General features: G+C 59.8%; 21 protein-coding genes. 12 read left to right on the top strand and 9 right to left on the bottom strand.

Going from position 1 to position 25,911, the window contains the following annotated elements; genetic code table 11:
* Window positions 1–154 precede the first annotated feature (154 nt).
* The 3 genes from xdhB to QE453_RS19860 all read right to left on the bottom strand — a co-directional run bounded on the left by xdhB (window position 155) and on the right by QE453_RS19860 (window position 4,871).
* Window positions 155–2,494: a xanthine dehydrogenase molybdopterin binding subunit gene (gene xdhB / locus QE453_RS19870; protein WP_309777796.1), complete on the bottom strand. Its 2,340-nt coding sequence runs from the start codon at window positions 2,492–2,494 to the stop codon at window positions 155–157.
* Between the two features lie 3 nt (window positions 2,495–2,497).
* Window positions 2,498–3,967, bottom strand: coding sequence for a xanthine dehydrogenase small subunit (gene xdhA, locus QE453_RS19865; RefSeq protein WP_309777794.1), 1,470 nt, complete (start codon window positions 3,965–3,967; stop codon window positions 2,498–2,500).
* Between the two features lie 127 nt (window positions 3,968–4,094).
* Entirely contained in the window at window positions 4,095–4,871 is a 777-nt protein-coding gene (locus tag QE453_RS19860) for a 3-hydroxybutyrate dehydrogenase (RefSeq protein ID WP_004443086.1), read from the bottom strand.
* Between the two features lie 205 nt (window positions 4,872–5,076).
* Between QE453_RS19860 and QE453_RS19855 the strand changes: the two genes are divergently transcribed.
* From QE453_RS19855 to sbmA, 4 genes are all read left to right on the top strand, one after another.
* Window positions 5,077–6,141 (top strand): LLM class flavin-dependent oxidoreductase, encoded by a 1,065-nt coding sequence (locus QE453_RS19855; RefSeq protein WP_004443085.1) that lies wholly within the window; start codon window positions 5,077–5,079, stop codon window positions 6,139–6,141.
* Between the two features lie 51 nt (window positions 6,142–6,192).
* The gene (gene map, locus QE453_RS19850; protein WP_309777792.1) at window positions 6,193–6,945 is read left to right on the top strand and encodes a type I methionyl aminopeptidase; all 753 of its coding nucleotides are present in this window, start codon (window positions 6,193–6,195) and stop codon (window positions 6,943–6,945) included.
* Between the two features lie 282 nt (window positions 6,946–7,227).
* On the top strand, window positions 7,228–8,418 hold the full coding sequence (locus QE453_RS19845; protein ID WP_022556741.1) for an MFS transporter: 1,191 nt from the start codon (window positions 7,228–7,230) through the stop codon (window positions 8,416–8,418).
* Between the two features lie 185 nt (window positions 8,419–8,603).
* The gene (gene sbmA / locus QE453_RS19840; RefSeq protein ID WP_006699415.1) at window positions 8,604–9,878 is read left to right on the top strand and encodes a peptide antibiotic transporter SbmA; all 1,275 of its coding nucleotides are present in this window, start codon (window positions 8,604–8,606) and stop codon (window positions 9,876–9,878) included.
* Window positions 9,879–9,925: 47 nt separating this feature from the next.
* Here sbmA and QE453_RS19835 read toward each other — a convergent pair whose 3' ends face one another.
* Entirely contained in the window at window positions 9,926–10,909 is a 984-nt protein-coding gene (locus QE453_RS19835; RefSeq protein ID WP_112554143.1) for a polysaccharide deacetylase family protein, read from the bottom strand.
* A gap of 149 nt (window positions 10,910–11,058) precedes the next feature.
* On the opposite strand from QE453_RS19835, the gene QE453_RS19830 reads away from it, so the two are divergent.
* The 4 genes from QE453_RS19830 (at window position 11,059) to QE453_RS19815 (ending at window position 14,742) form a co-directional block, all read left to right on the top strand.
* The gene (locus tag QE453_RS19830; protein ID WP_006699417.1) at window positions 11,059–11,643 is read left to right on the top strand and encodes an NnrU family protein; all 585 of its coding nucleotides are present in this window, start codon (window positions 11,059–11,061) and stop codon (window positions 11,641–11,643) included.
* A 156-nt stretch (window positions 11,644–11,799) separates the two neighbouring features.
* A complete protein-coding gene (locus QE453_RS19825; RefSeq protein ID WP_004443073.1) occupies window positions 11,800–12,471 on the top strand; it encodes a tetratricopeptide repeat protein in 672 nt (223 codons plus the stop codon).
* Window positions 12,472–12,603: 132 nt separating this feature from the next.
* Entirely contained in the window at window positions 12,604–14,034 is a 1,431-nt protein-coding gene (der, locus tag QE453_RS19820; protein ID WP_004443070.1) for a ribosome biogenesis GTPase Der, read from the top strand.
* A gap of 99 nt (window positions 14,035–14,133) precedes the next feature.
* A complete protein-coding gene (locus tag QE453_RS19815) occupies window positions 14,134–14,742 on the top strand; it encodes a DUF2026 family protein (protein WP_309777787.1) in 609 nt (202 codons plus the stop codon).
* A 170-nt stretch (window positions 14,743–14,912) separates the two neighbouring features.
* Here QE453_RS19815 and QE453_RS19810 read toward each other — a convergent pair whose 3' ends face one another.
* Window positions 14,913–15,962, bottom strand: a complete 1,050-nt coding sequence (locus QE453_RS19810; protein ID WP_004443066.1) for a bifunctional monoglucosyl/glucuronosyl diacylglycerol synthase — start codon at window positions 15,960–15,962, stop codon at window positions 14,913–14,915.
* 138 nt (window positions 15,963–16,100) lie between these two features.
* The gene (locus QE453_RS19805) at window positions 16,101–17,021 is read right to left on the bottom strand and encodes a sugar kinase (RefSeq protein WP_169692046.1); all 921 of its coding nucleotides are present in this window, start codon (window positions 17,019–17,021) and stop codon (window positions 16,101–16,103) included.
* A 155-nt stretch (window positions 17,022–17,176) separates the two neighbouring features.
* On the opposite strand from QE453_RS19805, the gene QE453_RS19800 reads away from it, so the two are divergent.
* The 3 genes from QE453_RS19800 to QE453_RS19790 all read left to right on the top strand — a co-directional run bounded on the left by QE453_RS19800 (window position 17,177) and on the right by QE453_RS19790 (window position 20,109).
* The gene (locus tag QE453_RS19800; protein ID WP_037089731.1) at window positions 17,177–18,841 is read left to right on the top strand and encodes an alpha-glucosidase family protein; all 1,665 of its coding nucleotides are present in this window, start codon (window positions 17,177–17,179) and stop codon (window positions 18,839–18,841) included.
* Window positions 18,838–19,293, top strand: a complete 456-nt coding sequence (gene aac(6') / locus QE453_RS19795) for an aminoglycoside 6'-N-acetyltransferase (RefSeq protein ID WP_309777785.1) — start codon at window positions 18,838–18,840, stop codon at window positions 19,291–19,293. The genes QE453_RS19800 and aac(6') overlap by 4 nt, the downstream gene beginning before the upstream one ends.
* A gap of 264 nt (window positions 19,294–19,557) precedes the next feature.
* Window positions 19,558–20,109, top strand: a complete 552-nt coding sequence (locus QE453_RS19790) for a hypothetical protein (protein ID WP_309777783.1) — start codon at window positions 19,558–19,560, stop codon at window positions 20,107–20,109.
* A 67-nt stretch (window positions 20,110–20,176) separates the two neighbouring features.
* Here QE453_RS19790 and ade read toward each other — a convergent pair whose 3' ends face one another.
* Window positions 20,177–21,871 (bottom strand): adenine deaminase, encoded by a 1,695-nt coding sequence (gene ade / locus QE453_RS19785; RefSeq protein ID WP_309777781.1) that lies wholly within the window; start codon window positions 21,869–21,871, stop codon window positions 20,177–20,179.
* Window positions 21,872–22,147: 276 nt separating this feature from the next.
* Here ade and QE453_RS19780 point away from each other — a divergent pair, with 276 nt between their 5' ends.
* The gene (locus tag QE453_RS19780) at window positions 22,148–23,092 is read left to right on the top strand and encodes an HD-GYP domain-containing protein (protein WP_309777779.1); all 945 of its coding nucleotides are present in this window, start codon (window positions 22,148–22,150) and stop codon (window positions 23,090–23,092) included.
* Here QE453_RS19780 and QE453_RS19775 read toward each other — a convergent pair.
* Together QE453_RS19775 and QE453_RS19770 are read right to left on the bottom strand one after the other, a co-directional pair.
* A complete protein-coding gene (locus tag QE453_RS19775) occupies window positions 23,089–23,598 on the bottom strand; it encodes a GNAT family N-acetyltransferase (RefSeq protein WP_244455550.1) in 510 nt (169 codons plus the stop codon). The genes QE453_RS19780 and QE453_RS19775 overlap by 4 nt on opposite strands.
* Window positions 23,598–25,787 carry an anthranilate synthase gene (locus QE453_RS19770; RefSeq protein ID WP_022556731.1) on the bottom strand — a complete coding sequence of 730 codons (2,190 nt, stop codon included), beginning with the start codon at window positions 25,785–25,787 and terminating at the stop codon, window positions 23,598–23,600. Before QE453_RS19770 ends, QE453_RS19775 begins: the two co-directional genes overlap by 1 nt.
* Window positions 25,788–25,911 lie beyond the last annotated feature (124 nt).

The following is a 25,911-nucleotide window of genomic DNA, read 5'->3' as shown; positions in this document are numbered from 1 at the left end:
CCCGACGGGGAGAAGAAACCCGGAGCACTGGCTCCGTCCATCTTACGTGCTTGCAGGAAGGGTGAGGCGATGCGGCATCTTTCTTCTCCCCGACGGGGAGAAGGTGGCCCGAAGGGTCGGATGAGGGGGCTCGTCCGCATGGATACGTCCTCCCTCAAACCTTCTTCAACCGTTCCACCGCCATCAGCACCCGCTCCGGCGTTGCCGGCGCATCGAGGCGCGGGCAGACCTTGTAATCTGCCACGGAGGCGACGGCCATGGAGAGGGCTTCGAGAACCGAGATGGCCAGCATGAAGGGCGGTTCGCCCACGGCCTTGGAGCGGCCAATGGTGGGTTCGGCATTTTCCGACCATTCCGCCAGCCTGACGTTGAAGCTCTTCGGCCGGTCGGAGGCGAGCGGGATCTTGTAGGTGGAAGGCGCGTGGGTGCGCAGCCGCCCCTTGCCGTCCCACCACAATTCCTCCGTGGTCAGCCAGCCCATGCCCTGCACGAAGGCGCCCTCGATCTGGCCGATATCGATGGCCGGGTTGAGCGACTTGCCGACATCGTGGAGGATATCGGTACGTTCCATCAGATATTCGCCGGTCAGCGTATCGATCGATACTTCCGAACAGGCCGCGCCATAGGCGAAATAATAAAACGGCGTGCCGCGTCCCGCGGCGCGATCCCAGTGGATTTTCGGCGTCTTGTAAAAACCGGCGGCGGAAAGCTGCACGCGGGCGAAATAGGCCTTTTTGATGAAGTCGTTAAAGGCGATTTCTTCGAGGCCGATGCGCACCCGGTTCGGCAGGAAGACGACTTCCTCTTCCGGCACGTTCCAGTTCTCGGCAGCGAATTTGACCAGTCGCTCGCGGATCTGGCGTGCGGCGTCATAGGCGGCCATGCCGTTCAGGTCGGTGCCTGACGAGGCGGCGGTGGCTGAGGTGTTCGGCACCTTGCCTGTGGTGGTGGCGGTGATTTTCACCCTGTTGATATCCACCTGGAAGGCATCGGCCACGACCTGCGCCACCTTGGTGTAAAGGCCCTGGCCCATTTCGGTGCCGCCATGGTTCAGATGGATGGAGCCGTCATTATAGATATGCACCAGCGCGCCGGCCTGGTTGAAGGCGGTCATGGTGAAGGAGATGCCGAATTTGACAGGGGTGAGCGCAATGCCCTTGCGGATGACCGGGCTGGTTTTGTTGAATTCGACGATCGCCTCGCGTCGTGCGCGATAGTCGCTTGACGTCTCCAGCTCCTCGACAACGCGGGCGATGATGTTGTCCTCGACTTCCTGATGATAGGGCGTCGTGGTGCGGCCGGAACCGGTCTCGCCGTAGAAATTCAGCTTGCGGATATCGAGCGGGTCCTTGCCGACGGCATAGGCGATTTCTTCGATAAATCGTTCCGCGCCGAGCATGCCCTGCGGGCCGCCGAAACCGCGAAAGGCGGTGTTGGAGACGGTGTGGGTTTTGAGCGGCCGCGAGGTGAGGTGCACATGTGGATAGAAATAGCTGGAATCCGCATGGAACAGCGCTCGGTCTGTGACCGGGCCGGATAGATCGGAAGAAAAACCGCAGCGGGCGGCATAGGTGGCATCGACGGCGTGGATGCGGCCCTCATCATCGAAGCCCAGCTCGTAATCGACGCGGAAATCGTGGCGTTTGCCTGTTGCCGTCATGTCCTCGTCGCGGTCCGGCCGGATTTTCACGGCCCGGTTCAGCTTCTTGGCGGCGATGGCGCAGAGCGCGGCGAACTGGTTGCCCTGCGTTTCCTTGCCGCCGAAACCGCCGCCCATGCGGCGCACCTGCACGGTGACTGCATTGGATGGCACCTGCAGGATGTGGCTGACGATGTGCTGGATTTCGCTCGGATGCTGGGTGGAGCTCCACACCGTCACATCATCGTCTTCGCCCGGCACCGCCATGGCGATGTGGCCCTCGAGGTAAAAATGTTCCTGTCCGCCGATCCGCATCGTGCCGGTGAGGCGGCGTGGCGCGACATCCATTTCCAGCTTCGCATCGCCACGCTTCAGCGTCATCGGATCGATGACGAGCGCGCCGCCATTTTCAATCGCTGTATCGATGTCGGTGAAATGCGGCAGATCCTTATAGGTGATCTTTGCTTTCCGGGCGGCCTTGCGAGCAATATCGCGCGTCTCGGCGAAGACCGCGAAGATCGGCTGGCCGTGGAATTCGACCTTGGTTTCGGCAAGCAGCGGCTCGTCGTGACGGCCGCCGGAGGAAATGTCATTTTCGCCGGGCACGTCCTTACCGGTCATCACCCAGAGAACGCCCGGTGTGGCTTCGACCTCGGAGAGGTCTATCGACACAATTTCCGCGTGGGCACGGTCCGCCATGCCCAGCGCGCCGTGGAGGAGGCCCGCGGGTTCGGGAATATCGTCGATATATTCGGCGCTGCCCGTCACGTGCTTGTGGGCGGAATCGTGCCGGAGCGAGGTGTGCATCGGGCCGTCGATTTCGGTCTTGGTCTTGTCGAAGCTTGTGGTGTCCATGGTTCAAGCCTCCTCCAGCGAGAAGCGGGCAAGTTCCTGCTTTTCCCCTGCTGTCTCGAGGAAAAACCGTGTCAGCAAATTCTTGGCCGTCAGTTGCCGATATTCGGCGGTCGCCCGCCAGTCGGTCAGCGGGGTGAAATCCTCGTCCAACGCATCGCGCGCGGCATCAATCGTGTCCTGCGACCACGCTTTACCGAGAAGCGCCGCCTCTAGATGTGCAGCGCGTTTCGGCGTACCGGCCATGCCGCCGAAGGCGATGCGGATGTCTTCGACTGCGCCCTCAGCATCAAGCGTCAGATTGAACGCTCCGCACAGCGCGGAGATATCCTCGTCGCGGCGTTTGGAAATCTTGTAGACGGCATAGCGGCTTGCAGGATTCAGGAACGGAATGAAGAGCTTTTCGACGAATTCGCCGCTCAGCCGGTCCTGTTTGCCGTAATCGATGAAATAGCTTTCCAGCGGCAGGCTGCGGTTTCCCGAGGAAGAACGCAGGGTCAGCGTCGCGTTAAGCGCGATCAGCGCCGGCGGTGTATCTCCGATAGGCGAGCCATTGGCGATGTTGCCGCCGATGGTGCCCATGTTGCGCACCTGCTCGCCGCCGAGACGATCGAACAACCGGGCAAGCGGCGGGAAATGCTCTGCGATGGTCTTGAAGGCCTGGCTGTAGGTGACGCCCGCGCCGAGCGTGATACCGTCTTCGCCCGCCGTGATGGTCTGCAGGTCGCCGAGATTATTGATGAAGATGACAGGGTTCAGCGCCCGCATCTGCTTCGTCACCCACAGGCCGACATCGGTTGAGCCGGCAACGATGGTCGCTTTCGGCTCCGCGGCGTAGATTTCGGTAAGATCAGCAAGCGTTGCCGGAATTATGGTGCGGTCTTCGCCGCTGACGATCGTGATCGTCTCGTTTTCGCGGATCGCCCAAAGCCGCGCCATGATATCGGTGCGGTCCCGTTGCAGCGGGTCGAACAGGGCGCTCGGGCGGGCGGCAGCGATTTTTTCGGCGGCCTTTACGATCGGCTCGTAACCCGTGCACCGACAGAGATTGCCTTGCAGCGCCTTCTCGATATCGGCGCGGCCGGGGTTTTCGCTGGTCAGCCACAGGCCGTAAAGCGACATGATGAAGCCCGGCGTGCAGAAACCGCATTGCGAGCCGTGGAAATCCACCATGGCCTGCTGCACGGGGTGCAACGTGCCGTCGCGGGCTGCCAGATGCTCCACCGTCACGATATGGGTGCCGTGCAGCGAGCCCAGAAAACGGATGCAGGCATTGACGCTTTCATAACGCAGCGAACCGTCCAGCAGCCGCCCGACCAGCACCGTGCACGCGCCGCAGTCGCCTTCGGCGCAGCCTTCCTTGGTCCCGGTCAACCGCTTGCTGATGCGGAGGTAATCGAGAAGCGTATCCGTCGGTCCGAAATCCCTAAGCGAGATGGTTTCGCTGTTGAGGATGAAGCTGATCGCGTCTTTCATGCAATGCCTTGCTGTTTGACCGGCTGCCGAGCCGGTTTCTTGTTGTTCATCTATGCACGCCCCGGCGGGCATATCGATTTCCGTTTTGGCAATTCATTCTTTCCATAATGGAAAGAAAATTTGGCGATTATTGTGCCGTCCATCCACCGTCGACGGAAATATGCGTGCCGGTGATGTTGCTGGCGGCGTCGCTGGCCAGGAATATGGCCGCGGTCGCGACATCATCGACGGTGACGAATTGCTTCGTCGCCTGCAATTCCAGCATCACGTCGTTCTTCACCGCCTCTTCGCTGATGCCACGCACCTTGGCCATCTCAGGTATCTGTTTTTCCACCAGCGGGGTGAGCACATAACCGGGACAGATGGCGTTGACGGTAACCCCGGTCTGCGCAAGCTCCAGCGCCGCCGTTTTCGTCAGGCCCATGATGCCGTGTTTGGCCGCCACATAGGCCGATTTGAACGGCGAGGCGACGAGGCCATGGGCCGAGGAAATGTTGATGATGCGGCCTTTGCCAGCCTTCTTCATCAGCGGTATCGCGGCGCGCATGGTATGGAAGGAACTGGTCAGATTGATGGCGATGATCCAGTCCCATTTTTCCGTCGGAAACTCCTCGATGGGCGCGATATGCTGGATGCCGGCATTGTTGATGAGCACGTCGACGGAGCCGAGCTTATCGTGCGACGACTGGATGAGATCGGCGATCTCGTCCGGTTTCGTCATGTCTGCGGGATGGTAAAGCACGCGCCCGCCGCTTTCGGCTTCCAGCACCAGACGGAGTTTTTCGATCTCGTCCTCGTCGCCGAAACCGTTCAGCACGACATTTGCGCCCTCCCTTGCAAATCTCTGGGCAATGGCAAGGCCGATGCCGCTCGTGGAGCCTGTCACGATAACTGTCCGATGCATGCTTTCCCCTTTTTGCATTACTTCGCACATATTTAACCAGCGTATGCCCAAGAAGGCAGGCTGGCAATCGCCATTTCTGTCCGGGGTCACAGGACACGGATCCGGCGGCGCCCATCCATTTTTTCGAAGCTAAACTTCCATATTATGCGTTTGTCTGCGGGGGCCTCAGTCCCTATCTCTCGGACAGGCAAACAGAGGTATGTTCATGGAACTCGGTCTTTACACTTTCGCGGATGTCAACCCGAACCCCGCCGATGGGCGGGGGCCGGAAGGCGCGCGCCGGCTCAGGGAGCTTCTGGAGGAAATCGAACTTGCCGACCAGGTAGGTCTCGATGTGTTCGGGCTCGGCGAACATCACCGCCCGGACTATGTTGTGTCCTCGCCCTCCACCGTGCTTGCTGCGGCGGCGGTGAAGACGAAGAACATACGTCTGACGAGCGCCGTTTCGGTGCTGAGTTCGGATGATCCCGTTCGCGTGTTCCAGCAGTTTTCCACCGTCGATCTCCTGTCGAACGGCCGTGCCGAGATCATGGCGGGGCGCGGCTCCTTCATCGAATCCTATCCGCTGTTCGGTTATGATCTGGAAGATTACGACGTGCTGTTTGCCGAAAAGCTCGATCTGCTGCTGGCGCTGCGCGAACAGGAAATCGTCACCTGGTCGGGCACCAAGCACCCGGCCATCAACGGTCGGGGCGTTTATCCCCGACCGCTGCAGGAACGTCTGCCTGTCTGGATCGCCGTTGGCGGCACGCCGCAATCTGTCGCCCGCGCCGGCGCCATGGGGCTGCCGGTAGCGCTCGCCATCATCGGCGGCGAATATCGCCGGTTCGCGCCGCTCTTCGATCTCTACCACGAGGCTGCCCGGCGGGCCGGTCAGGACAAGACGACACTGCGCACCAGCATCAACGTGCATGGCTTCATTGCCGATACCACCGACAAGGCGGCCGATCAGTTTTACGGTCCGCAGGCGGAGGTGATGAACCGCATCGGCCGCGAGCGCGGCTGGGGGCCGACCAACCGCGCCCATTTCGATGCAGCGCGTGGCCCGGAAGGCAATCTTTTTCTCGGCGAGCCGGAGCTGGTGGCAGAAAAGATCATCAAGGCGCATGGGGTATTCAGGAATGATCGCTTCCTGCTGCAGATGGCCATCGGCCTGATGCCACATGATCAGATCATGCGCGGCATCGAGCTTTATGGTACGAAAGTCGCTCCGATCGTCAGAAAAGAATTGACGGGGAGCGCCGATCCGGTGAAAGCCACGGCCTCATGATTACCAAGGCGGGCGCCACGAGACCCGCCATTCACAATGACGGAAAGACATATGGTTATCTCCACCGACGAAGAACTGGTCATGCTGAAGGATATCGGCCGCATATGCGCCGTTGCCATGCAGACCATGGCGGATGCGCTGGAACCGGGCATCACCACGGCCGAACTGGATGCCATCGGCCGCAAGGTGCTCGAGGATAACGATGCGGAATCGGCGCCGGAGTTCTGCTACAAGTTTCCCGGTGCGACCTGCATCAGCGTCAACGAGGAAGTGGCCCACGGCATTCCGGGAGCGCGCATTATCAAGGCGGGCGACCTCGTCAATATCGATGTCTCGGCCGTGAGGAACGGTTTTTTCGGCGACACGGGTTCGTCTTTCGCCGTGCCGCCGGTCAAAAAGGAAATCGAGCGGCTGTGCCGCGATGGCAAGCGCGCCATGTGGACAGGCCTGCAGCAGGTGAAGACAGGCCGGCCCTTTGCCGACATCGGTAATGCCATCGGCGCTTTCGCCAAGAAAAACCGCTACACGCTGATCACCAATCTGGCGAGCCATGGTATTGGCCGTTCGCTGCACGAGGAGCCGAAGGAACTGGCGACCTGGCCGGATAAGGATGAGCGGCGCATCATGCAGGAAGGCATGGTCTTCACAGTCGAGCCATTTCTTTCGACGGGGGCTTACTGGGCGGAAGACGGCGATGATGATCCGTGGACGCTCTATAGCGATCCGAGCGCGCCGACGGTGCAATATGAACACACCGTGGTCGCGACCAAGAACGGGCCGCTGGTGCTGACGCTCGCGGACTGACGACGCCTCCTTAGCCGCCTCGTTTTCGCTGTCGGAGCGGGCGCGTGCCGCTTGTTTTTCTCCCCGGCGGGGAGAAGTCCGCGGCAGCGGGATGAGGGGGCAAGCTCTCCGAAATCCGGCAACCTGGCCCCTTCATCCGACCCTTCGAGCCACCTTCTCCCCGGCGGGGAGAGGAAATAAGTGGCACCCTCGATGCTCACCGCGTGACCGATAACGACCGCTTATAACGCCGATCAAAATAACTCGCTTGTCCCTTATCCTCCCCGTTGCGATAAGCCATGCATGAGCATCGACAAGCCACTTTCCGCCAGACATCTGACAGCGCTCGGTTTCGCCGGTGCCCTGATGATGGCCTCCGCCATGGGCTTCGGCCGTTTTTCCTTTACGCCGATCCTGCCCGGCATGATGGCGAATGTGCCCCTGTCCGCGGGGGATGCGGGGATCGTGGCGGCTGGTAACTTTGCCGGTTATCTGGCGGGTGCGGTTCTCGCCGCCTATTCATGGGGCTCGGGACGGGAAAGGCTGGTGGCGCTGAGCGGCCTGTTTGCAACCGGAGCGCTTTTGTTGGCGATGGCGGCTTTCAATTCCGTCGCCGCTTTCACAGTCATCCGGTTTCTCGCCGGCATAGCCAGTGCGCTGACCATGATCTTCACCTCGCAGATCGTCATCGGCCATGCCGTCAAGGCCGGCAGGGACAATATCCAGGCGTTGCATTATGGTGGCGTTGGCGCGGGGATCGCAATCTCCTCGCTTGCGGTCTATCTCATCGGTGTCGTGTTCGATGGGGGTGGCGCCTCGTGGCGGGAGGAATGGATCGCCGGCGCCGTCTTCTCCTTCCTGACCTTTATGCTCGTCTTCAGGATATTGCCGGCAGGCCCGCCGCGGCATGCTTCCGCGGTGGCGGAACCGCCGCTCAGCTGGACACGACCGCTTTTCCTGACGACGTTGGCCTACGGTCTTTTTGGCTTCGGTTATGTCATCACAGCCACCTTCATCGTGGCGATAGCGCGCATGGCAGCAGCCGGTGTTTTCGTGGAGTTCCTCGCCTGGTTCATCACCGGCTGCGCCGCTGCGGTATCCCTGTTCCTCTGGAAGCCGCTATTGAGGGCGCAGGGGCTGAAACGTGCTTTCGTGATCGTTCTTGCCGTGGAAGCCGTCGGCGTCTTCGCCTCCGTGATGCTGCCGCCCGTGTCCGGTGTGCTCATGGGCGGTCTGCTCCTGGGGCTGACCTTCATGGTCATCACCGCTTACGGGCTACAGCTCGGCCGGGAATTTGCGGGTCCGAGCCCGCGTCGCGCCTTTGCGCTGATGACGGCCGCTTTCGGGACGGGCCAGATCGTCGGGCCGCTTGCCGCCGGCTGGATTGCCGAGGCGACGGGAAGTTTTACCGCGCCCAGCGTTCTCGCCTCCGCCGTGCTCGTCGTCAGCATTCTGCTGATGCTGCCGGTGCTCGCCACGGAGCGGCGTGGTTAAGGCCGCGGGCCGCTGTCTCTTCCCCTTTCATCCTGCGTTTCCGCTGGGTATCGTCCACGGACTCTGCCTTACATCTTGTTAAGGTCAGCGCTTCGCCGTTGCTGTGCACAAATTTCTGCCCTAGGTTCGGGCAATCTAGTGCTTCGCCAATAATGGCTGATTTCAAACGCGCGTGAGTTCGAAACGTGTTTCATTCCTTCTTTCCCAAACCGAAATTGTTCTTCACGTCTGCCTTCGTCTGGGCGATGGCCATGATCGGCGTTTGGTATGCCGGCGGCCGCAATTGGGGCGCCGCCATTGGTCTGCCGCCTTTGCCTGCCGGACAGGAGCCTGTCATCGGCGTTTCGGTTTTCTGGTCCACGCCGTTCCTGTGGTTCTACATCTATTACGCCGTTGCCGCGCTGATCTTTTCCGCATTCTGGTTCTGGTATCGGCCCCATCGCTGGCAAAACTGGTCAGTGCTCGGTTCGGCGCTTATTATTTTCGCGACGTATTTTTCGGTGCAGGTGAGTGTTGCGGTGAATGCCTGGTACGGGCCGTTCTACGACCTCATCCAGCAGGCTCTGGCGCGAACGGCGCCTGTTACGGCTGAGCAGCTATATATGGGGTCGCTTGGTTTCGCAGGCATTGCCTTCGTCGCCATCTTCGTTGGCGTTCTAAATCTGTTTTTCGTCAGCCACTACATTTTCCGGTGGCGCACGGCGATGAACGAATTCTACATGTCGAACTGGGATCGTCTGCGGCATATTGAAGGTGCCTCGCAGCGTGTGCAGGAAGATACGATGCGCTTTTCCTCCACGGTCGAGGGGCTGGGCGTGGGCTTCGTGCGTGCGATCATGACTCTGATTGCATTTCTACCTGTCCTGTTCACTTTCTCGGAAACCATCACGGACCTGCCGTTTTTCGGGACCGTGCCGCATGCGCTGGTATGGGCTGCGATCGTTTGGTCAGTGTTCGGAACCGTTTTCCTGGCGCTCGTGGGTATCAAACTGCCCGGCCTCGAGTTCCGCAATCAGCGCGTCGAAGCGGCGTATCGAAAAGAACTTGTCTATGGTGAAGACCATGAAGATCGCGCGGATCCCCTGACCATCAGCGAGTTGTTCGCGAATGTCCGGAAGAATTATTTCCGCCTCTATTTCCACTATCTCTACTTCAACGTCGCCCGCATCTTTTATCTGCAGGCGGACAACATCTTCGGCACACTGGTACTCATCCCGTCGATCGTTGCCGGCAAGGTAACGCTCGGGCTGATGAACCAGGTACTCAACGTCTTTGAACAGGTCCGTGGCTCGTTCCAGTACCTCGTCAACTCATGGACGACCATTGTTGAACTCCTGTCGATCTACAAACGTCTTAAAGCTTTCGAAGCGGCCATCGAAGGGCAGGAACTGCCTGAAATCGACCAGCGCTACCTGCTTCGGGAAGCAAGAGGCGGCGAGCTGGATGCTGATCGCCCATGACCAAACAAAAAGGCGGCCAATCGGCCGCCTTTTTTCATGAACAGGTTTCAGCCCTCGGTCTTCGCCTTCTTGCGCGCCTCGATCATCGGCATGGCTTCAGCATAGCTCACACAGGCGACATCGGTCTTGTGGCAAACCTCGCGCAGCAGCCTTTCATAGGCGTTCCAGTAGGCGCCGCCATTCATTTTCACGAAGTGAAAGCCCATCTGCAGGGGAATGCGTTCGCCATTGTACTGCCTGTCGAAAGCGTTGCGGAAGGCAGTGTAGGCGCGCTCTTCGAACTCGCTCGAGCGATCGGGCGTTTCGACGCCGACGGAGTGGCGGATGAAGAGGTTGTAATCCATGGCAATGATCGGGCGGTTGCCCGGGCCTTCGGGTATCAGCGGCAGGCCGAAATGCTGGATACCTTCCCGCTCCACCGGCCATTCCGGTCCCTTGGTGATGCTGGTGGCGTCGTAAACGAAGCCGTGCTTTTTCTGCGCGGCGGTCAGCGCCGGACCCTGCGACAGATAGGGTGCACGGAAACCATTGATCTTTTTGACCATGTCGCGCCAGCCTTCGGGCTCCTCGCCCTTCTTGCCGATCATCTGCCAGGCGTTTTCCAGCGTGCTGGTGAAGGTGGTGAATTCGCCGTCCCACTGTTCGGCGGTCCATTGCCCGCCGTCGAAATGGCCGCAGGTGTGGTTGGCGATCTCGTGGCCTTCGCGATAGGCGGCCCAGATGTTTCTAAGCCTTGCCTCCACCTCATCCGGCGACTGGCCGAAGCCGACATTGGAGCGGCCGGCCTTCTGGCCCGGTCCCTGATAGGTCTTGGCGCTGGTCTTGCGATCCATCACCAGCGTACAGGCGAGAAAATACGTGAAATGCGCCCCGACTTCTTTCGCCGTCGTCCGGCTTCTTTCCCACAGGGTATTGTCGCCCGCACCGTCGAAGGAAACGATGACAAGCTGCTTCGGCTTCTGCACCTCTTGCGCAAAAGCGGGAAGGGCGGCGAGAAGCGACAGGGAAAAGGCGGCAAAGGGGCGAAACATCAGTCTTCCGTCATATGAACACCGTGGCCTTTTGCGGGTGGAATAAGGCGAAGCTTTGAATAGTCTGGCGTTTTCATGACTTTCAGCCTAATTCCTGTTCTTGACTGCGGTGATTGAGCCGCTTCGTTCCACTCCGGGGGCCGTGTTCCATGCTTTTTCTCGCACTCTGTCTTGCCTTGTTTTTGCTCACCCATCTCCTGAAGGTGATCGCACCGCAGTTTCGCGCGCGCATGATCGCGACGATGGGTGAAGGGCCATTCAAGGGCGTTTATTCCGTCGTCAGCCTCATCACGCTCGGCCTTGTCATTTACGCTTTCGGCGAAGCGCGGCAGGAGACGGGCATGCTGTGGTATCCGCCGGTCTGGATGAGCCACATCGCCATTACCCTGATGTTGCTGGCGATGATCTGTCTCGTGGCCAGCCTCATCCCGGCTGGCCATATCGCAACGAAGACCAAACATCCGCTCATTCTGGCCGTCAAAATCTGGGCGCTCGCGCATCTTCTCGCCAATGGAGAAACGTCTTCGATCCTGCTTTTCGTGTCGTTCCTTGCCTGGGGCGTGGTGATGCGGATTTCGCTGAAGCGCCGGGAACGGGCAGGTGAAAAAGTGGTCCGGGACTTCGTTTCAAGCCGCTACGATCTGGTGGCGGTCGTCGGCGGCATCGTTCTGTGGGGGGCTTTCATCCTGAAACTGCACGAATGGTTGATCGGCGTTCAGCCCATCGCCATGTAGGAAATCGACGTTTCCCCCTTACATATCAGGCAAAATAGGCTAGAAGGCCGACCATGACCCGGTTGGCCTTACTTTTGCCGATCCGGGTAAGCGGCTTGGTATGTCCGCGGACGGATGGATCGGGACACGATCTCCGCGCGGGTAACGGAGAATTTGATGGCAAACGAGAATGATACCTTTATCCGCGAAGTGAACGAGCAGATCCGCTCCGAGCAGCTGTCGCGCTTCTGGGGCCGTTACGGTATCGTGGTCGTGGGTGCCGCCGTCCTCGTTGTTCTCGGTGCCGCCGGTGCCGGCATATACGAATACTGGAACACCAGCCGTGCCTCCAATTCCGGCGATCAGTTCCTGGCGGCCCTGACGCTCGCTTCCGAAAACAAGACGGATGAGGCGCTGAAGGCCTTCGCCGATCTCGAAACCTCCGGTCACGGCAACTATCCCGTTCTGGCGAAGTTCCGTTCGGCAACGCTGCTGTCACAGAAGGGCGATGCGGCCGGTGCGATCGCCGCCTTCACCGCGATCGGCAACGATAATTCCGCGCCGCAGGTCTTCCGTGATGCCGCCAAGGTTCGCGCCGCCTGGCTGCTGGTCGATAATGGCACTTATGATCAGGTGGCTGCGCTTGCCGAACCGCTCAGCACTGACGGCCAGACCATGCGCGCTTCCGCCCGCGAGGCGCTCGGTCTTGCCGCCTATAAGGCTGGCGATTTCGCCAAGGCCAAGCAATGGTTCGAGCAGATCGTCGGCGACACGCAGGCGCCGCGCAACGTCACCAACCGCGCGCAGATCATGCTCGATAACATCACCGCTTCGGGCAAGGCTGCCTAACGCCGCTGCCCCGCCCGAGATCGCGCCGACAATCTTCGCATTGCCAAAGCGATCCAACGCATTATTTTACGCATGTCCTTTGCCCAAAACAGGTAACGTTTTGGGCAGACGTGCTTTAAGGAACCAGGATCAATGAGCTTCACCGTCGCCATAGTCGGGCGCCCCAATGTCGGCAAGTCCACGCTTTTCAACCGTCTCGTCGGAAAGAAGCTGGCGCTGGTGGATGATACGCCCGGCGTGACCCGCGACCGCCGGCCTGGCGAGGCAAAGCTCGTCGACCTGCGTTTCACCATCATCGATACCGCCGGTCTGGAGCAATCCGGGCCGGAAACGCTTCAGGGCCGCATGTGGGCCCAGACGGAAGCGGCGATCGACGATGCCGACGTGACACTCTTCGTCGTGGATGCAAAGGCAGGCCTGACGCCGGCCGACGAGACGCTGGCGGAAATGCTGCGCCGACGCGGCAAGCCGGTGGTGCTGGTGGCCAACAAGTCCGAAGCGCGCGGTTCCGACGCCGGTTTCTATGATGCCTTCACGCTCGGTCTTGGCGATCCTTGCCCGATCTCGGCCGAACACGGCCAGGGAATGATCGACCTGCGCGACGCCATTGTCGAGGCAATCGGCGAAGACGTCGCCTTCCCGCCGGAGGTGGACGAGGCGGAAACGGATATCGTTCTGCCACGCAGCGAGCCCGGCAGCGAGGACGAGGAAGACGAAGAGCCCGTCTATGACGAGACCAAGCCGCTGCGCGTCGCCATCATCGGCCGGCCGAATGCGGGCAAGTCGACGCTGATCAACCGTTTCCTCGGCGAAGATCGCCTTTTGACCGGCCCCGAAGCCGGTATCACCCGCGACAGTATTTCCGTCGAATGGGACTGGCGCGGCCGCACCATCAAGATGTTCGATACGGCTGGCATGCGCCGCAAGGCCAAGGTGACGGAGAAGCTGGAAAAGCTCTCGGTTGCGGATTCGCTGCGCTCCATCCGCTTCGCCGAAACCGTCGTCATCGTGTTCGACAGCACCATTCCGTTCGAAAAGCAGGATTTGCAGCTGGTCGATCTCGTCATCCGCGAAGGCCGCGCCGCCGTGCTCGCCTTCAACAAATGGGATCTCGTCGAAGACCCGCAGGCCTATCTGGCCGATCTGCGTGAAAAGACCGAGCGTCTGCTGCCGCAGGCGCGCGGTATTCGCGCCGTGCCGATTTCCGGACAGACGGGGTATGGTCTCGACCGGCTGATGCAGAATATCATCGATACCGACAAGGTCTGGAACCGCCGCATCTCCACCGCAAGGCTTAACCGCTGGCTCGACGCGCAGACCACGCAGCACCCGCCGCCGGCCGTCTCCGGCCGCCGCCTGAAGCTGAAATATATGACGCAGGTCAAGGCCCGTCCGCCCGCCTTCATGATTTCCTGCACGCGGCCGGAAGCCATTCCGGAGAGCTATACGCGGTATCTCGTCAATGGCCTGCGCAAGGATTTCGACATGCCGGGCGTGCCGATCCGCGTGCATTATCGCGGCTCGGACAATCCGTTCGAGAGCAAGGCGAAGAAGAGACGTTGATTCTGGCGTGAGACGTCGCGGCAATTTTCTTCTCCCTGCCGGGGAGAAGAAACAAGCGGCGGACGCTCATCCAACGCCTTGTTTTGAAGAGTAAAAATCATGCTGATCAAGCAGACCGACTATCAGCGGATCTACCGCGTCATCAACAGCCTGCTCCTCGCCCAGAATGCCGATCCCGCTTCGGCCTCGATGTATTTCAGCACTTTCAGCGCCTTCATCCTGCAGCAGCACTACAAGGTGAAAGCGGTGCCGAAGGGCGGGCTTGCGGCCTATAATCTTGGCGGAAAGGTGCTCCTGTTCGCGGATCATCGCGACGATGGTTACGTGACAGGTGCGGGCGAGAATTTCCACTGCTGGATCGAGGCCGATGGCTGGGCGATCGATTTCATGGCGCCGGCTTTTGCTGATAGCGCCCGGGGGCTGTCGGTGCCGGCAAAAATGTTCCAGCGGCCACTCTCCGCCATGGCGGCATCCATCAACGATCTCGGCCAATCCGGCGATTTCTTCTATCGTTCGGAGCCTGAAGCAACAGCCAGGCGCTTTGCCGAATGGCACAAACAGGCGGCGATCGGAGATATGGCAAGCGTCGCCGCCAACTGGTTCCGCAAGTCACCCAAGCAGATGGCCGCATCTCTTTCGGTCAAGGACCGAGACGGAAAGGAACGGGCCGTGCCGCTGACGGGAGAATCTCTGGTCGGTGCCTGGTAGGCACCGGTTTATCGGACTAAAGGACGGCCAGCGTAATCTCGCGGCAGCCGCCTGACGTCAATCAGCAGCCCGACCCCGTTCTAAAGATAACGGCAGTCGCGTCCTGATCGCCTTGTGACATTCCCGATCGGTTTCGTCCACTATCCCTGAAGAAAATCTCGGGGATCGACTCATGCAAGTTGGGAGCGGGAGAGCAGCGGCAGCGATTTGCCAGCGGCATGAATGACATTGTCGAGGAATTGCCTGGATGCCTTTTCCCAGCTGTAGCTCCTGGAGAGCGCCAGCGCCGCCTGGGGCGAACAATGAAGGGCGGCAAGACAGGCATCGCGAAGATTGTCGTCCAGCGCTCCGGCCGCCGGGTTGCCGCCAAGGATGTCGATTGGTCCGGTAACGGGGAAGGCGGCCACGGGCACGCCGCTTGCCAGAGCTTCGAGAATGGTGTTGCCGAAGGTGTCTGTCTTGGACGGGAAAACGAAGACATCGGCCTGCGCATAGGCGTCGGCAAGATCCTCGCCGGTCTTGACGCCGGTGAAAAGGACGTCAGGGTATTTTTCCTGCAATTCATGGCGGGCGGGGCCGTCGCCGATGACGACCTTAGATCCCGGCAGGTCGAGATCGAGGAATTCCGGCAGGTTCTTCTCCACCGCTACACGTCCCACGGTCATGAAAATCGGTCTCGGCAGGTCGAAGGGCAGCTTTGCCTTCGGGCGGGGATGGAAAAGCTCGGCGTCGATGCCGCGGCTCCAGCGTTTGAGGTTGCGCACGCCGCGCGCCTCCAGTTCTGTCTCAAGGCTTGGCGTCGCCACCATGCAGGTGTTGCCGCCATTGTGGAACCAGCGCACGAAGGCATAAAGCCAGCTTTCCGGCACGGGAAAGCGCGCCGCCACATATTCGGGGAAGCGGGTGTGATAGCTGGTTGAAAAACGCATGCGGTTCTTGACGCACCAGCGCCGCGCCATGAAACCCAGCGGCCCTTCTGTGGCAATATGCACGAAGGAGGGCTGGCTTTTTTCGATCTCCGCCGCCACGCGGCGATAGCCGGCAACCGAAAGGCGGATTTCCGGATAGGTGGGGCAGGGGATGCTGTAAAAACTCTGCGGCGTCACCATGCGCACATCGACGCCGAGCCGCGCGAGTTCGGTATTGGTGTTTTCGATCGAGCGAACCACGCCGTTGACCTGCGGGTGCCAGGCATCTGTGACAATCGTGATTCTCGTCATGAACACCGATCCTGCTCATCTGCGCACGGGCGAATCCCCATTGCCCGGCTTCCGCCCGTATATGCGGCGCGCGTGTTACAGGATCATGTCAGGGTCTGTGACGGCTGCAAAACCTTGTTTGCTGGCCGGGCGTGGCGGCTATCCGACGAGAGGGAGCAATTCGGGGCTGATCAGCGCGCCGTGGTGGCCAATCACGGTTGCCGCCGCCCTAGCGGCAAAAGTGGCCGCTTCTTCCGGAGAGCTTCCGGTCACATAACGGGCGAGGAAGGCGCCGTTGAAACTGTCGCCGGCGCTCGTCGTGTCCACCACCTCAACGGCCTTCATCGCCGGGGCGTGGCTACGGTTGCCGCCGAAATCGAGTGTTGCGCCCTTGGGGCCGTCCTTCACAACGATGTTTTCAACACCGAGCGAACGGTAACGGGCAATGGTCGCTTCCACGGAGGTATCGCCGAAATGGCTCGCCTCGTCGTCGAAGCTCGGCATGACAAGCGTCGCGGCGCGGGCGCCATTGGAGATCGTCTCCAGCATGATGTCCTTGTCCGCCCAGAGGCGCGGGCGGATGTTGGGATCGAAGACCACGAGCTTGCCCGTCGCCCTGGCGCGGCGCAGTTCCGCAAGGAATGTATCGACATCATGGGCAGAGGCGAGGATGGCGAGCGTAATGCCGGAGAAATAGACGACGTCGGCGTTTTCGACCGTTTTGCGCAGGTGGTCCGCGTCCGCAGCGAGCTGTCTTGCCGCCGCGGCATTGCGCCAGTAGCTGAAGGTGCGTTCGCCGTCTTTCAGGTTGATCAGGTAAAGGCCGGGCGTGCCGCCCTTGATGCGGCGGATTTTTTCCGTGCCGATGCCGGCTTCCGCAATGAATGCCAGCATGTCTTCCGAAAGCGGATCGTCGCCGAGTGCGGTGAAATAATCGACGGACCAGTCCTCTGGCAGGCAGGCGCGCGCATACCAGGCGGTATTGAAGGTGTCGCCGGCAAAACCCTTACGCAGCAGCCCGTTGCCGGCCTGCGACAGTTCCACCATACATTCGCCAATCGACAGAAATCGTCCGCCCACGCCGTCATCCTCCCGTTTTTTCCAGCCATGCGGCTTACGACGAGTGCGCGCTGCTGACAAGGTGGTTTTGGCCGTTTGTGCAGGTGCGAAGTTAAGGTTTACGCGGAGGCGGCGGCTTTATATTCTCTGCGTCAGACACGATCAGGAGATTGCCGATGACGTTATCCCATGCCCCGGTCCACAAACCCCAAGCGCAATCGGACTGGTGGAAGGGAGCGGTGATTTATCAGGTCTATCCGCGTTCGTTTCAGGACACGACGGGCGACGGCTATGGTGATCTCGCCGGCGTGACCAAGCGCTTGCCATACATCGCCTCGCTCGGTGTCGACGCAATCTGGCTTTCGCCCTTCTTCACCTCGCCCATGGCGGATATGGGCTATGACGTCTCGGATTATTGCAATGTCGATCCGCTGTTCGGCACGCTCACTGATTTCGATGCGCTGATGGCCGAGGCGCATCGTCTCGGCTTGAAGGTCATCATCGACCAGGTCATCTCGCACACGTCGGACCAGCATCCATGGTTCGTGGACAGCCGGGCGAGCCGGACGAACAGCAAGGCTGACTGGTATGTGTGGGCCAATCCCAAGCCGGACGGCACGGCACCGACGAACTGGCTTTCAGTTTTTGGCGGGCCGGCCTGGGAGTGGGATGGCGTGCGCAAGCAATATTACATGCACAGCTTCCTGACGTCGCAACCGGACCTGAACTTCCACAATCCCGAGGTTCAGGATGCGCTGCTGGAAACGGTACGCTTCTGGCTGGATCGCGGCGTGGACGGTTTCCGGCTCGATACCGTCAATCACTATTTCCACGACAAGCTCCTGCGTGACAACCCGCCGCTGTTCGACGAGGAAAGCTTCGGGCTCGACGCTTCCGACGTCAACCCCTACGGCATGCAGGACCATCTTTATGACAAGACCCGGCCGGAAAATATCGGTTTCCTGAAGCGCTTCCGCGCACTGCTCGATGAGTATGAGGGCCGCGCCACCGTGGGTGAAGTGGGTGACGGCGCGCGATCGTTGAAGACCGTTGCTGCTTACACGTCCGGCAACGACAAGCTCAACATGTGCTACACCTTCGACCTTCTGGGGCCGGATTTCACCGCCAAACACATCCGCGGGTCGGTCGAGACTTTCGGCAAGGTGGTGACGGACGGGTGGGTCTGCTGGGCCTTTTCCAACCATGACGTGGTGCGCCATCTCAGCCGGTTTTCGGAAGGCGCCGAAGAACAGACGCGGGTTGCCAAGCTTGCCATCTGCGTTCTCGCCAGCCTGCGCGGGTCCATTTGCCTCTATCAGGGCGAGGAACTTGGCTTGACGGAGGCTGAGCTGGCTTTCGCTGATTTGCGTGACCCCTATGGCATCCGCTTCTGGCCAGCCTTCAAGGGGCGCGATGGATGCCGCACGCCGATGGTCTGGGAAACAGGCAAGCAGAATTCCGGCTTTTCGACCGCTGAAAAACCGTGGCTGCCGGTGCCCTATGCGCATGCCATGCACGCCGCGGATGCGCAGGAACGAAGGCCGGACTCGATCCTGAACCATTACCGGGCGGTTCTGTCGTTCCGGAAAAGCCATGGCGCGCTGCGTGACGGGGACATGACGTTCCTGAAAACCAATCTCGACGTGCTGGCCTTCACGCGTTACAGGGGCGAGCATACGCTGCTTTTCGTTTTCAACCTGACGCGCAAGCCGGTGGAGTTTCCCATCCCCAGGGGCATGAACGTGACGACAATCCTGCCGATGCCGGGTTTCGAGCCGCTGTTTGATGGCGGCATCGTCAAGCTTGAGGGGCTGGACGTGTTTTGCGGGAGCGTTGAATGAGCGGGACTTTCGACGTCCGAAATGCTGGCGACTATCCGGATGACTGGTGCCTTCTGCGACACCGTCTCTGGCCCGATACGGCGCCTGAAGACCATCGGGCTGAGTTGCAGGACGTTTGCGAAACCGGGGCTGGATTTATCGTTCACGATCTTGACGGATCGGCCATTGGTTTTGCCGAGGTCAGCCTGCGGCGGGATTACGTCAACGGCTGCGATACGTCACCCGTGGCGTTTCTTGAGGGAATCTACGTGGAGGAGGCGTTTCGCAGGCAGGGCGTCGCCGCCCTTCTGGTGGAGCAGGTGACCCGATGGGCCATCGACCAAGGCGTCAGCGAACTTGCCTCCGATGCCGATATCGCCAATCTCAGCTCCCATCGCACGCATGCGGCCCTGGGATTTGAGGAAACGGAGCGCGTCGTTTATTTTCGCAGGTCGCTGATCCCGAAGCGATAAGCTGCCTGTGCTGATCCGCGAAGAGTCTCTGGCTGCGGGGCGGGTTGCCACCGCCGCATGTGACGTCATGGCTTTGTCTTAACGTCGTAACGAAGCTATTTAAGTATATTCATAATTTAGAATGTTTATATTATCGTTTTCCTCCGCATAAATAATGGTTTCGCATTTATTTCGGCTGTAATGCAAGTCTTGGGCAAGCTTTCGGCGTCAAACATCGAGTCCTGTATATTTCCATCACCACTCGTTAGTGAAGCAGGAATTGTCATGTCCGTTTCAATCAAGAATTTCAATCAGCCCAATAGCGGTAATACTAGGTCCTCAGGCGGCAAAGCCAAGGCTGCCCTTCCGTCCATCCGCGATGTATTTCCTTCCGGGAAATCGGCGGCCCGCACATCCTCATCGACACCAGCGGCAAAAACCTCTTCGGCCGACTATATCGCGTCGCCCGCTTTCATGCGGAATTTGAAAGCGAAGCTCTCGTTGGCTGGCGACGATCCGGCGCAATATCTGCGCTCCCGGGCAATGGTAGGCGCTCTCGAGCGCGGGGCCCTGCAGGTTACCAATCCCACTCAGGGTAAAACGATCAATGCGTGGGATCCCAACCAGAAAAATGCAACGCCGACCACAGCTACCGATACCGCCAAGACCAACTGGGTCGACTTCCTCAATACTCAACTGAAGCGCAGCGAAGACGGTGCGCTTTCCAAGGACGGAAACGGGAGTTATGTCGAAAAGGCGACGGGAAAAAATGCCTATTTCGGCAGGGTCGCGGGCAAATATTATTATGTCACCTGGCCTGCGGAGACGAAGGCATGAGGCCGCGCCAGCGGCGTCAAAAACGGAGGCGAAGCGTTCTTCGCTGCCGCTGGTCGCCAAGCCACCATCAGATCAGTGCAAACCGGTCCACATCCACCATGCCCATGTCGGAAATCTTGAGATGGGGGATGACGGGCAGGGGCAGGAAGGCGACCTGAAGGAAGGGTTCTTCCAGCGTGGTGCCCAGCGCATAGGCTGCTTTTCTCAGGGTGTGCAGCGTATCGCGAACGGTCTCGTAGGGTTCAAGGCTCATCAGCCCGGCGACGGGCAAAGCGATTTCGCCTGTCACCCTGCCGTCTTCCACCACGACAAAACCGCCCTTGATTTCGCCCAGCCGGTTAGCGGCCAGCGCCATGTCGTCTTCGCTCACCCCGACAACGCAGATATTATGGCTGTCATGACCGACGGTGGAGGCGATGGCGCCCTTTTTCAGGCCGAAACCTTGAACGAAACCATTGGCATGGTTGCCGTTCTTGCCGTGGCGTTCGATGACGGCGACCTTGATGATATCGTTTTCGAGATCGACGGTGGTCTGGTTGCCGTCCGTCGGCAGTCTGTAGCGACGGTGCTCGGTAATGATCTTGCCGGGAAGCACGCCCATGACAGGGCTTTCGCCTTCCGTGACCGGCACGCCAAAATGCGAGGCGAGCACGGGTCTTGCCTTGACGCTGTCGAGACCGACCGGTGCGACCGGTTTGCGCGTGGCAAAGAGCGCATCGTCGACGATCCGGCCGCCGGAAAGAACCATGCTGGCTTTGCAGCTTTGCAGACTGTCGATCACCACGAGATCGGCGCGCCAGCCCGGCGCGACCAGGCCGCGATCGCGCAGGCCAAAGGCTTTGGCGGCGGAAATAGAGGCGGCGCGATAGATGGCGAGCGGTTCCACGCCGCTGGCGATCGCGGTGCGGATCATGTAGTCGAGATGGCCCTGTTCGGCGATGTCGAGCGGGTTGCGGTCATCGGTGCAGAGCGCCAGATAGGGGGACAGCCGCTCGGTTATGATGGGCATCAGGGCATGCAGGTCTTTCGAGACCGAGCCTTCGCGCACCAGAATGTGCATGCCCTTGCGGATTTTCTCCAGCGCTTCCGTCGCACTCGTGCATTCATGCTCGGTGCGGATGCCGGCAGCGAGATAACCGTTCAGCGCTGTTCCGGAAAGAAGCGGTGCGTGCCCGTCGATATGCTGGCCCTGAAAAGCCTCCAGCTTCGCCATGCACACCGGGTCCTTGTGGATGACCCCGGGGAAATTCATGAATTCAGCAAGGCCGATGACCTTCGGGTGGTTCCGGAACGGCAGCAGCTTTTCAATCGGCAGGTCGGCGCCAGCGGTTTCCAGGTCAGTGGCGGGCACGCAGGAGGAAAGCTGCACGCGGATGTCCATGATGGTTTCCATGGCGCTGTCGAGGAAGAACTGAAGCCCCTCCACCCCGAGCACATTGGCAATTTCATGAGGATCGCAAATGGCGGTGGTGACGCCATACGGCAAAACGCAGCGATCGAACTCATGCGGTGTCACCAGCGACGATTCGATATGGAGATGCGTATCGATGAAACCGGGGACGACGATTTTGCCGGAAATATCGATTTCCCGGTAACCCTCATAGCTTTCACCGGTTCCCACGATCGTATCGCCACAAATGGCGATATCCGAGGCAACGAGTTCTCCGGTGACGAGATCGAAGAAGCGGCCGTTCTTGAGAACCATGTCTGCCGGTTCACGGCCCGTACCCTGGTCGATGCGCTTTTCAAGTCTGGAATTCATGCGGCTTTCTTCGGCTCCTGATTTACGTCGTATGCGGGAATCTTCATTATTTACATTCGAGGGTTGTTTCTGGATCTATTCGAATTGATTCTTTGAGTTTTAAATATATCGAGAGTAAAAAATTTTCATATTTGTGGTATCTAATCTTCGAGGTTCAAGTTTAGGCGGGATTGGGAAGGCTTGACTTCACCTTTATAGTTCAACCGGTTGTGCGCCGGCATTTTTACGAATTGCGGTTTTAGGTTATATTCCCGGGAAGGAAAATAAAAGCGTCTGATGCTCAAACGAATTTCCACCCAGCAACTAACACTTGGTATGTTTATCGAAGCGGTCGAAGGAACGCTTTCGAATCAGGGATTTTTAAAGCGGCACCGCTTTCTTTTGCGGCAGGAGGAATTGATGCGGCAACTGAAATCAAGCGGCGCTGAAAGCATCATCATCAACACGGCCAGGGGATACGATACCGAAGGCGGCAGGCGTTCGGCTGCGGTTTCGCTGGCGCCGGACAAATGCCCGGAAACCATTGCCGCCGTAACCCATGCGGTCCGATCTGCCGCAGGCACTATTTCCGAGACCTTTGCTTCCGCAGAAGCCGGCGGCCTTGTGTCGCTGAAGGGCATGGCGGCGGCGGCGGGCAAGATTTCCGATGCCGTGCAGTCGAACCCGGCGATCTTCATCGGGGTTACCCGCCTGAAATCGAAAGATGAAACGACTTTCGTGCACTCGGTTTCCGTCAGCGGGCTGATGATCCTCTTCGGTAATTATCTCGGGCTCGACCGCGGAACGGTCGATCTGCTCGGCGTCAGTGGCCTGCTGCATGATATTGGCAAGGTGGAAATACCCTCGTCCATTCTCAACAAGGCGGATGGGTTGAGCACCGACGAACGCAAAATCATCAATCTCCACCCGGCATTCGGGCGGGAAATATTGTCGCGAAACGAGCAGATGCCTGAGATGGTGCTTGATGTCTGCTTCAATCATCATGAGCGAATTGACGGCGGCGGTTATCCCAGCGGGCGTGCCGGCAGCGAGATCAGCCTTTACGCGCGTATCGCGGCCATCTGCGACGTTTACGACGCCGTGACTTCGGTCAGACCCTACAAGAAGCCATGGACGGCGAATGACGCGCTGACCTGGATGCTGCGTCGGGAGGGACATTTCGACCTGCAGCTGCTGAAGAAATTCGCGCTTTGTATTTCCGCTGCGCTGCCGAGGGGTTAGTTGCCGAGGAAGATCGCCATGTTCAGGCTGTCGATATAGCGCCCGTCGATCAGAACGGCATCGCGGGCCCGGCCCTCATGCACAAAGCCGATTTTTTCGTACAGCGCTATGGCTCTGGCGTTGTCCGCATGCACGCTCAGCTCGACACGATGCAGCCCGCATTGACGGGCGGAATCGAGCGCTCGCCGCATCAGCTGCGCGCCAAGTCCCTTGTCACGGTAGGCCTGTAGGATACCAATGCCGAGTGTGCCGCAATGGGCGCGGGTTACTCTGTCCTGGCGGCGAATGTCGCACCAGCCCGCCACTTCGCCATCCGCAACTGCAACGAATTGCGGATGGTTGTTCTCGATCATGTCGAGAACGAAGGCGCGCACCGCATCGAGCGGCGGCGCCTCCAGGAAGCTCAGATATTTCCGCTCGCGCGATACCGCATCGAGCGCACGGTGAAAGCTCTCAACGTGCTCCGCCCGTATCGGCTCGATGTTGGTGGTATCGGCGGCAGCCATCACGCGGCTTTCGTCTTCGCCTTGCGGGTCAGATGCACCACCACGTTCTCGATCATGCGCATGCCGGCGTCCTGGCCAAGCGTCATGATCGATTCCGGGTGGAACTGAACGGCAGCCACGGGTTCCTTGGCATGTTCGATGCCCATGATCGTGCCGTCCTCGCTTTCGGCCGTGATGATGAAATCACGCGGCAGGGTGGAGGGGTCGGCAAAGATCGAGTGGTAACGGCCAACGGTCACTTCCTTGCCGAGACCGGAGAAGACGAGGCCCGGTTCCAGCACGCGGATGCGCGAGGGTTTGCCATGCATCGGCACCGCAAGCTGGCGAAGCTCGCCGCCATAGGCTTCCGCCAGAGCCTGAAGGCCGAGGCAGACGCCGAAGACCGGCAATTCGCGGGCGCGGGCCGCCTTGATCGTCGCCTTGCAGTCGAAGTCCGTCGGGCTGCCCGGTCCGGGGGAAAGCACGACGAGATCGGGCTGGAAGCGATCGAATACGTCGGCTGCGACCGGCGATCTGACGGTGGAGACGGTCGCACCGGTCTGGCGGAAATAATTCGCCAGCGTGTGGACAAAGCTGTCTTCGTGATCGACAAGCAGGATCTTCACGCCAGTACCGACCTTGGCCGCATCGCGCTTGGTGGAAGCGGCGTTGGTGGCTTTCGCGTCGCGAATGGCTGATATCATGGCGGACGCCTTGAGTTCGGTTTCGGCTTCTTCTTCCTGCGGATTGGAATCGTTGAGCAGGGTCGCACCCGCACGCACCTCGGCAATGCCGTCCTTGATCCGGATGGTGCGCAACGTAAGTCCGGTGTTCATGTCGCCGTTGAAGCCGACCATGCCGATGGCGCCGCCATACCAGGCGCGCGGGCTCTTTTCATGGCCTTCGATGAAGCGCATGGCCCAGAGCTTCGGTGCGCCGGTGACGGTCACGGCCCAGGCGTGGCTGAGGAAGCCATCAAAGGCGTCCATATCGTCCCGAAGGCGGCCTTCAATGTGGTCCACCGTGTGGATGAGGCGCGAATACATCTCGATCTGGCGGCGGCCAATGACCTTGACCGAACCGGGTTCGCAGACGCGGCTCTTGTCGTTGCGGTCCACATCCGAGCACATGGTCAGTTCGGACTCATCCTTCTTCGAGTTGAGCAGCTTCAGGATCTGCTCGCTATCGGCAATCGGATCGTCACCGCGCTTGATGGTGCCTGAGATCGGGCAGGTCTCGATGCGGCGGCCGGAGACGCGCACGAACATTTCCGGCGAAGCGCCGACCAGATATTCCTGATGGCCGAGATTGATGAAGAAGGAGTAGGGGGACGGGTTGATCGCCTTCAGGCGGCGCGAAATCGCCGACGGGTTGCTTTCGCAGCGTTCCATGAATTTCTGGCCGGGGACGACCTCGAACAGATCGCCGCGGCGGAAGCTTTCCTTGGCCTTCACGACAAGTTCGGAATATTCGCCGGGACGGTGATCGCCCTTGGGCGGGATCGTATCGGTTGTCTTGAAGGGATCGGGTGCTATGTCGGAGGACTTGCCGTCCGTCGTCACGCCGCCCTTTTCGAAATCGTAACGGTCGATCCAGGCCTTGGCGGAATAGTGATCAACGACCAGGATTTCATCGGGCAGGAACAACACCATGTCGCGCTGGTCTTCCGGGCGCGCCAGCGACAGCTTGATGGCGTCGAACTGGAAAGCGAGGTCGTAACCGAAGGCACCGAACAGGCCGATTGCCGAATCCGCGTTCGAATAGAAGAGGTCGACTATGGCGCGCAGCGCAGTGAAGACGGTCGGGATTTTTGAGCGTTCTTCTTCGGTGAAGACGCGGTCCGGTTCGTTGACGGTGAGATCAAGACGACGCGTGGTGGAAGCGCCGAGCGTGAGATCGGGCGTCGCCTTCAGCTTTTCGGTGATGAAGGAAAGCAGTACTTCGCCGCGGCCATTATAGGCCTCAATCCACATCTTGCGGCCAAAACAGGAAATTCCGAGCGGTGGGTCGATGATGGCCGTGTCCCAGCGCGTGTAGCGGCCGGGATATTCATAGTTGGACGAGAAAACCGCGCCGCGATGGGAATCGAGTTTTTCGACATAATTGTCGATGGCGTTGGCATAATCGGCAGGCCGGCGCTTTCGGCTGACCTTGATGCCGCCTTTCGTCTCGTAGGTTTCCGCTCCGTCATCCTGAATGATCGTTACCATTTCTTTCGCACTTCCCGTTGTTCAGGCCCGATGACAGGCGGCAAGATAACAAAAAAGCCGCCTGAAAATTCGGGCGGCTTGGACTTTGTCTGAAGACATGACTGGTCAAGGCCGCGTAAAGCTG

The sequence above is a fragment of the Agrobacterium sp. SORGH_AS_0440 genome (genome assembly GCF_031453135.1).
Taxonomy (GTDB): domain Bacteria; phylum Pseudomonadota; class Alphaproteobacteria; order Rhizobiales; family Rhizobiaceae; genus Agrobacterium; species Agrobacterium pusense.
Note: the sequence above shows the minus strand (reverse complement) of the source record. Positions and strands in the feature narration are given on the sequence as shown.

Bases quoted from the DNA above. Each gene is read 5' to 3' on its own strand.
- QE453_RS19810 (WP_004443066.1), bottom strand. From the start codon at position 15,962: ATGACGAGAATCACGATTGTCACAGATGCCTGGCACCCGCAGGTCAAC.
- QE453_RS19835 (WP_112554143.1), bottom strand. From the start codon at position 10,909: ATGTTTCGCCCCTTTGCCGCCTTTTCCCTGTCGCTTCTCGCCGCCCTT.
- QE453_RS19780 (WP_309777779.1), top strand. From the start codon at position 22,148: ATGCTCAAACGAATTTCCACCCAGCAACTAACACTTGGTATGTTTATC.
- map (WP_309777792.1), top strand. From the start codon at position 6,193: ATGGTTATCTCCACCGACGAAGAACTGGTCATGCTGAAGGATATCGGC.
- QE453_RS19825 (WP_004443073.1), top strand. From the start codon at position 11,800: ATGGCAAACGAGAATGATACCTTTATCCGCGAAGTGAACGAGCAGATC.
- QE453_RS19845 (WP_022556741.1), top strand. From the start codon at position 7,228: ATGAGCATCGACAAGCCACTTTCCGCCAGACATCTGACAGCGCTCGGT.
- QE453_RS19770 (WP_022556731.1), bottom strand. From the start codon at position 25,787: ATGGTAACGATCATTCAGGATGACGGAGCGGAAACCTACGAGACGAAA.
- QE453_RS19800 (WP_037089731.1), top strand. From the start codon at position 17,177: ATGACGTTATCCCATGCCCCGGTCCACAAACCCCAAGCGCAATCGGAC.
- xdhA (WP_309777794.1), bottom strand. From the start codon at position 3,967: ATGAAAGACGCGATCAGCTTCATCCTCAACAGCGAAACCATCTCGCTT.
- QE453_RS19855 (WP_004443085.1), top strand. From the start codon at position 5,077: ATGGAACTCGGTCTTTACACTTTCGCGGATGTCAACCCGAACCCCGCC.
- xdhB (WP_309777796.1), bottom strand. From the start codon at position 2,494: ATGGACACCACAAGCTTCGACAAGACCAAGACCGAAATCGACGGCCCG.
- QE453_RS19815 (WP_309777787.1), top strand. From the start codon at position 14,134: ATGCTGATCAAGCAGACCGACTATCAGCGGATCTACCGCGTCATCAAC.
- der (WP_004443070.1), top strand. From the start codon at position 12,604: ATGAGCTTCACCGTCGCCATAGTCGGGCGCCCCAATGTCGGCAAGTCC.
- ade (WP_309777781.1), bottom strand. From the start codon at position 21,871: ATGAATTCCAGACTTGAAAAGCGCATCGACCAGGGTACGGGCCGTGAA.
- QE453_RS19830 (WP_006699417.1), top strand. From the start codon at position 11,059: ATGCTTTTTCTCGCACTCTGTCTTGCCTTGTTTTTGCTCACCCATCTC.
- QE453_RS19775 (WP_244455550.1), bottom strand. From the start codon at position 23,598: ATGGCTGCCGCCGATACCACCAACATCGAGCCGATACGGGCGGAGCAC.
- QE453_RS19860 (WP_004443086.1), bottom strand. From the start codon at position 4,871: ATGCATCGGACAGTTATCGTGACAGGCTCCACGAGCGGCATCGGCCTT.
- QE453_RS19790 (WP_309777783.1), top strand. From the start codon at position 19,558: ATGTCCGTTTCAATCAAGAATTTCAATCAGCCCAATAGCGGTAATACT.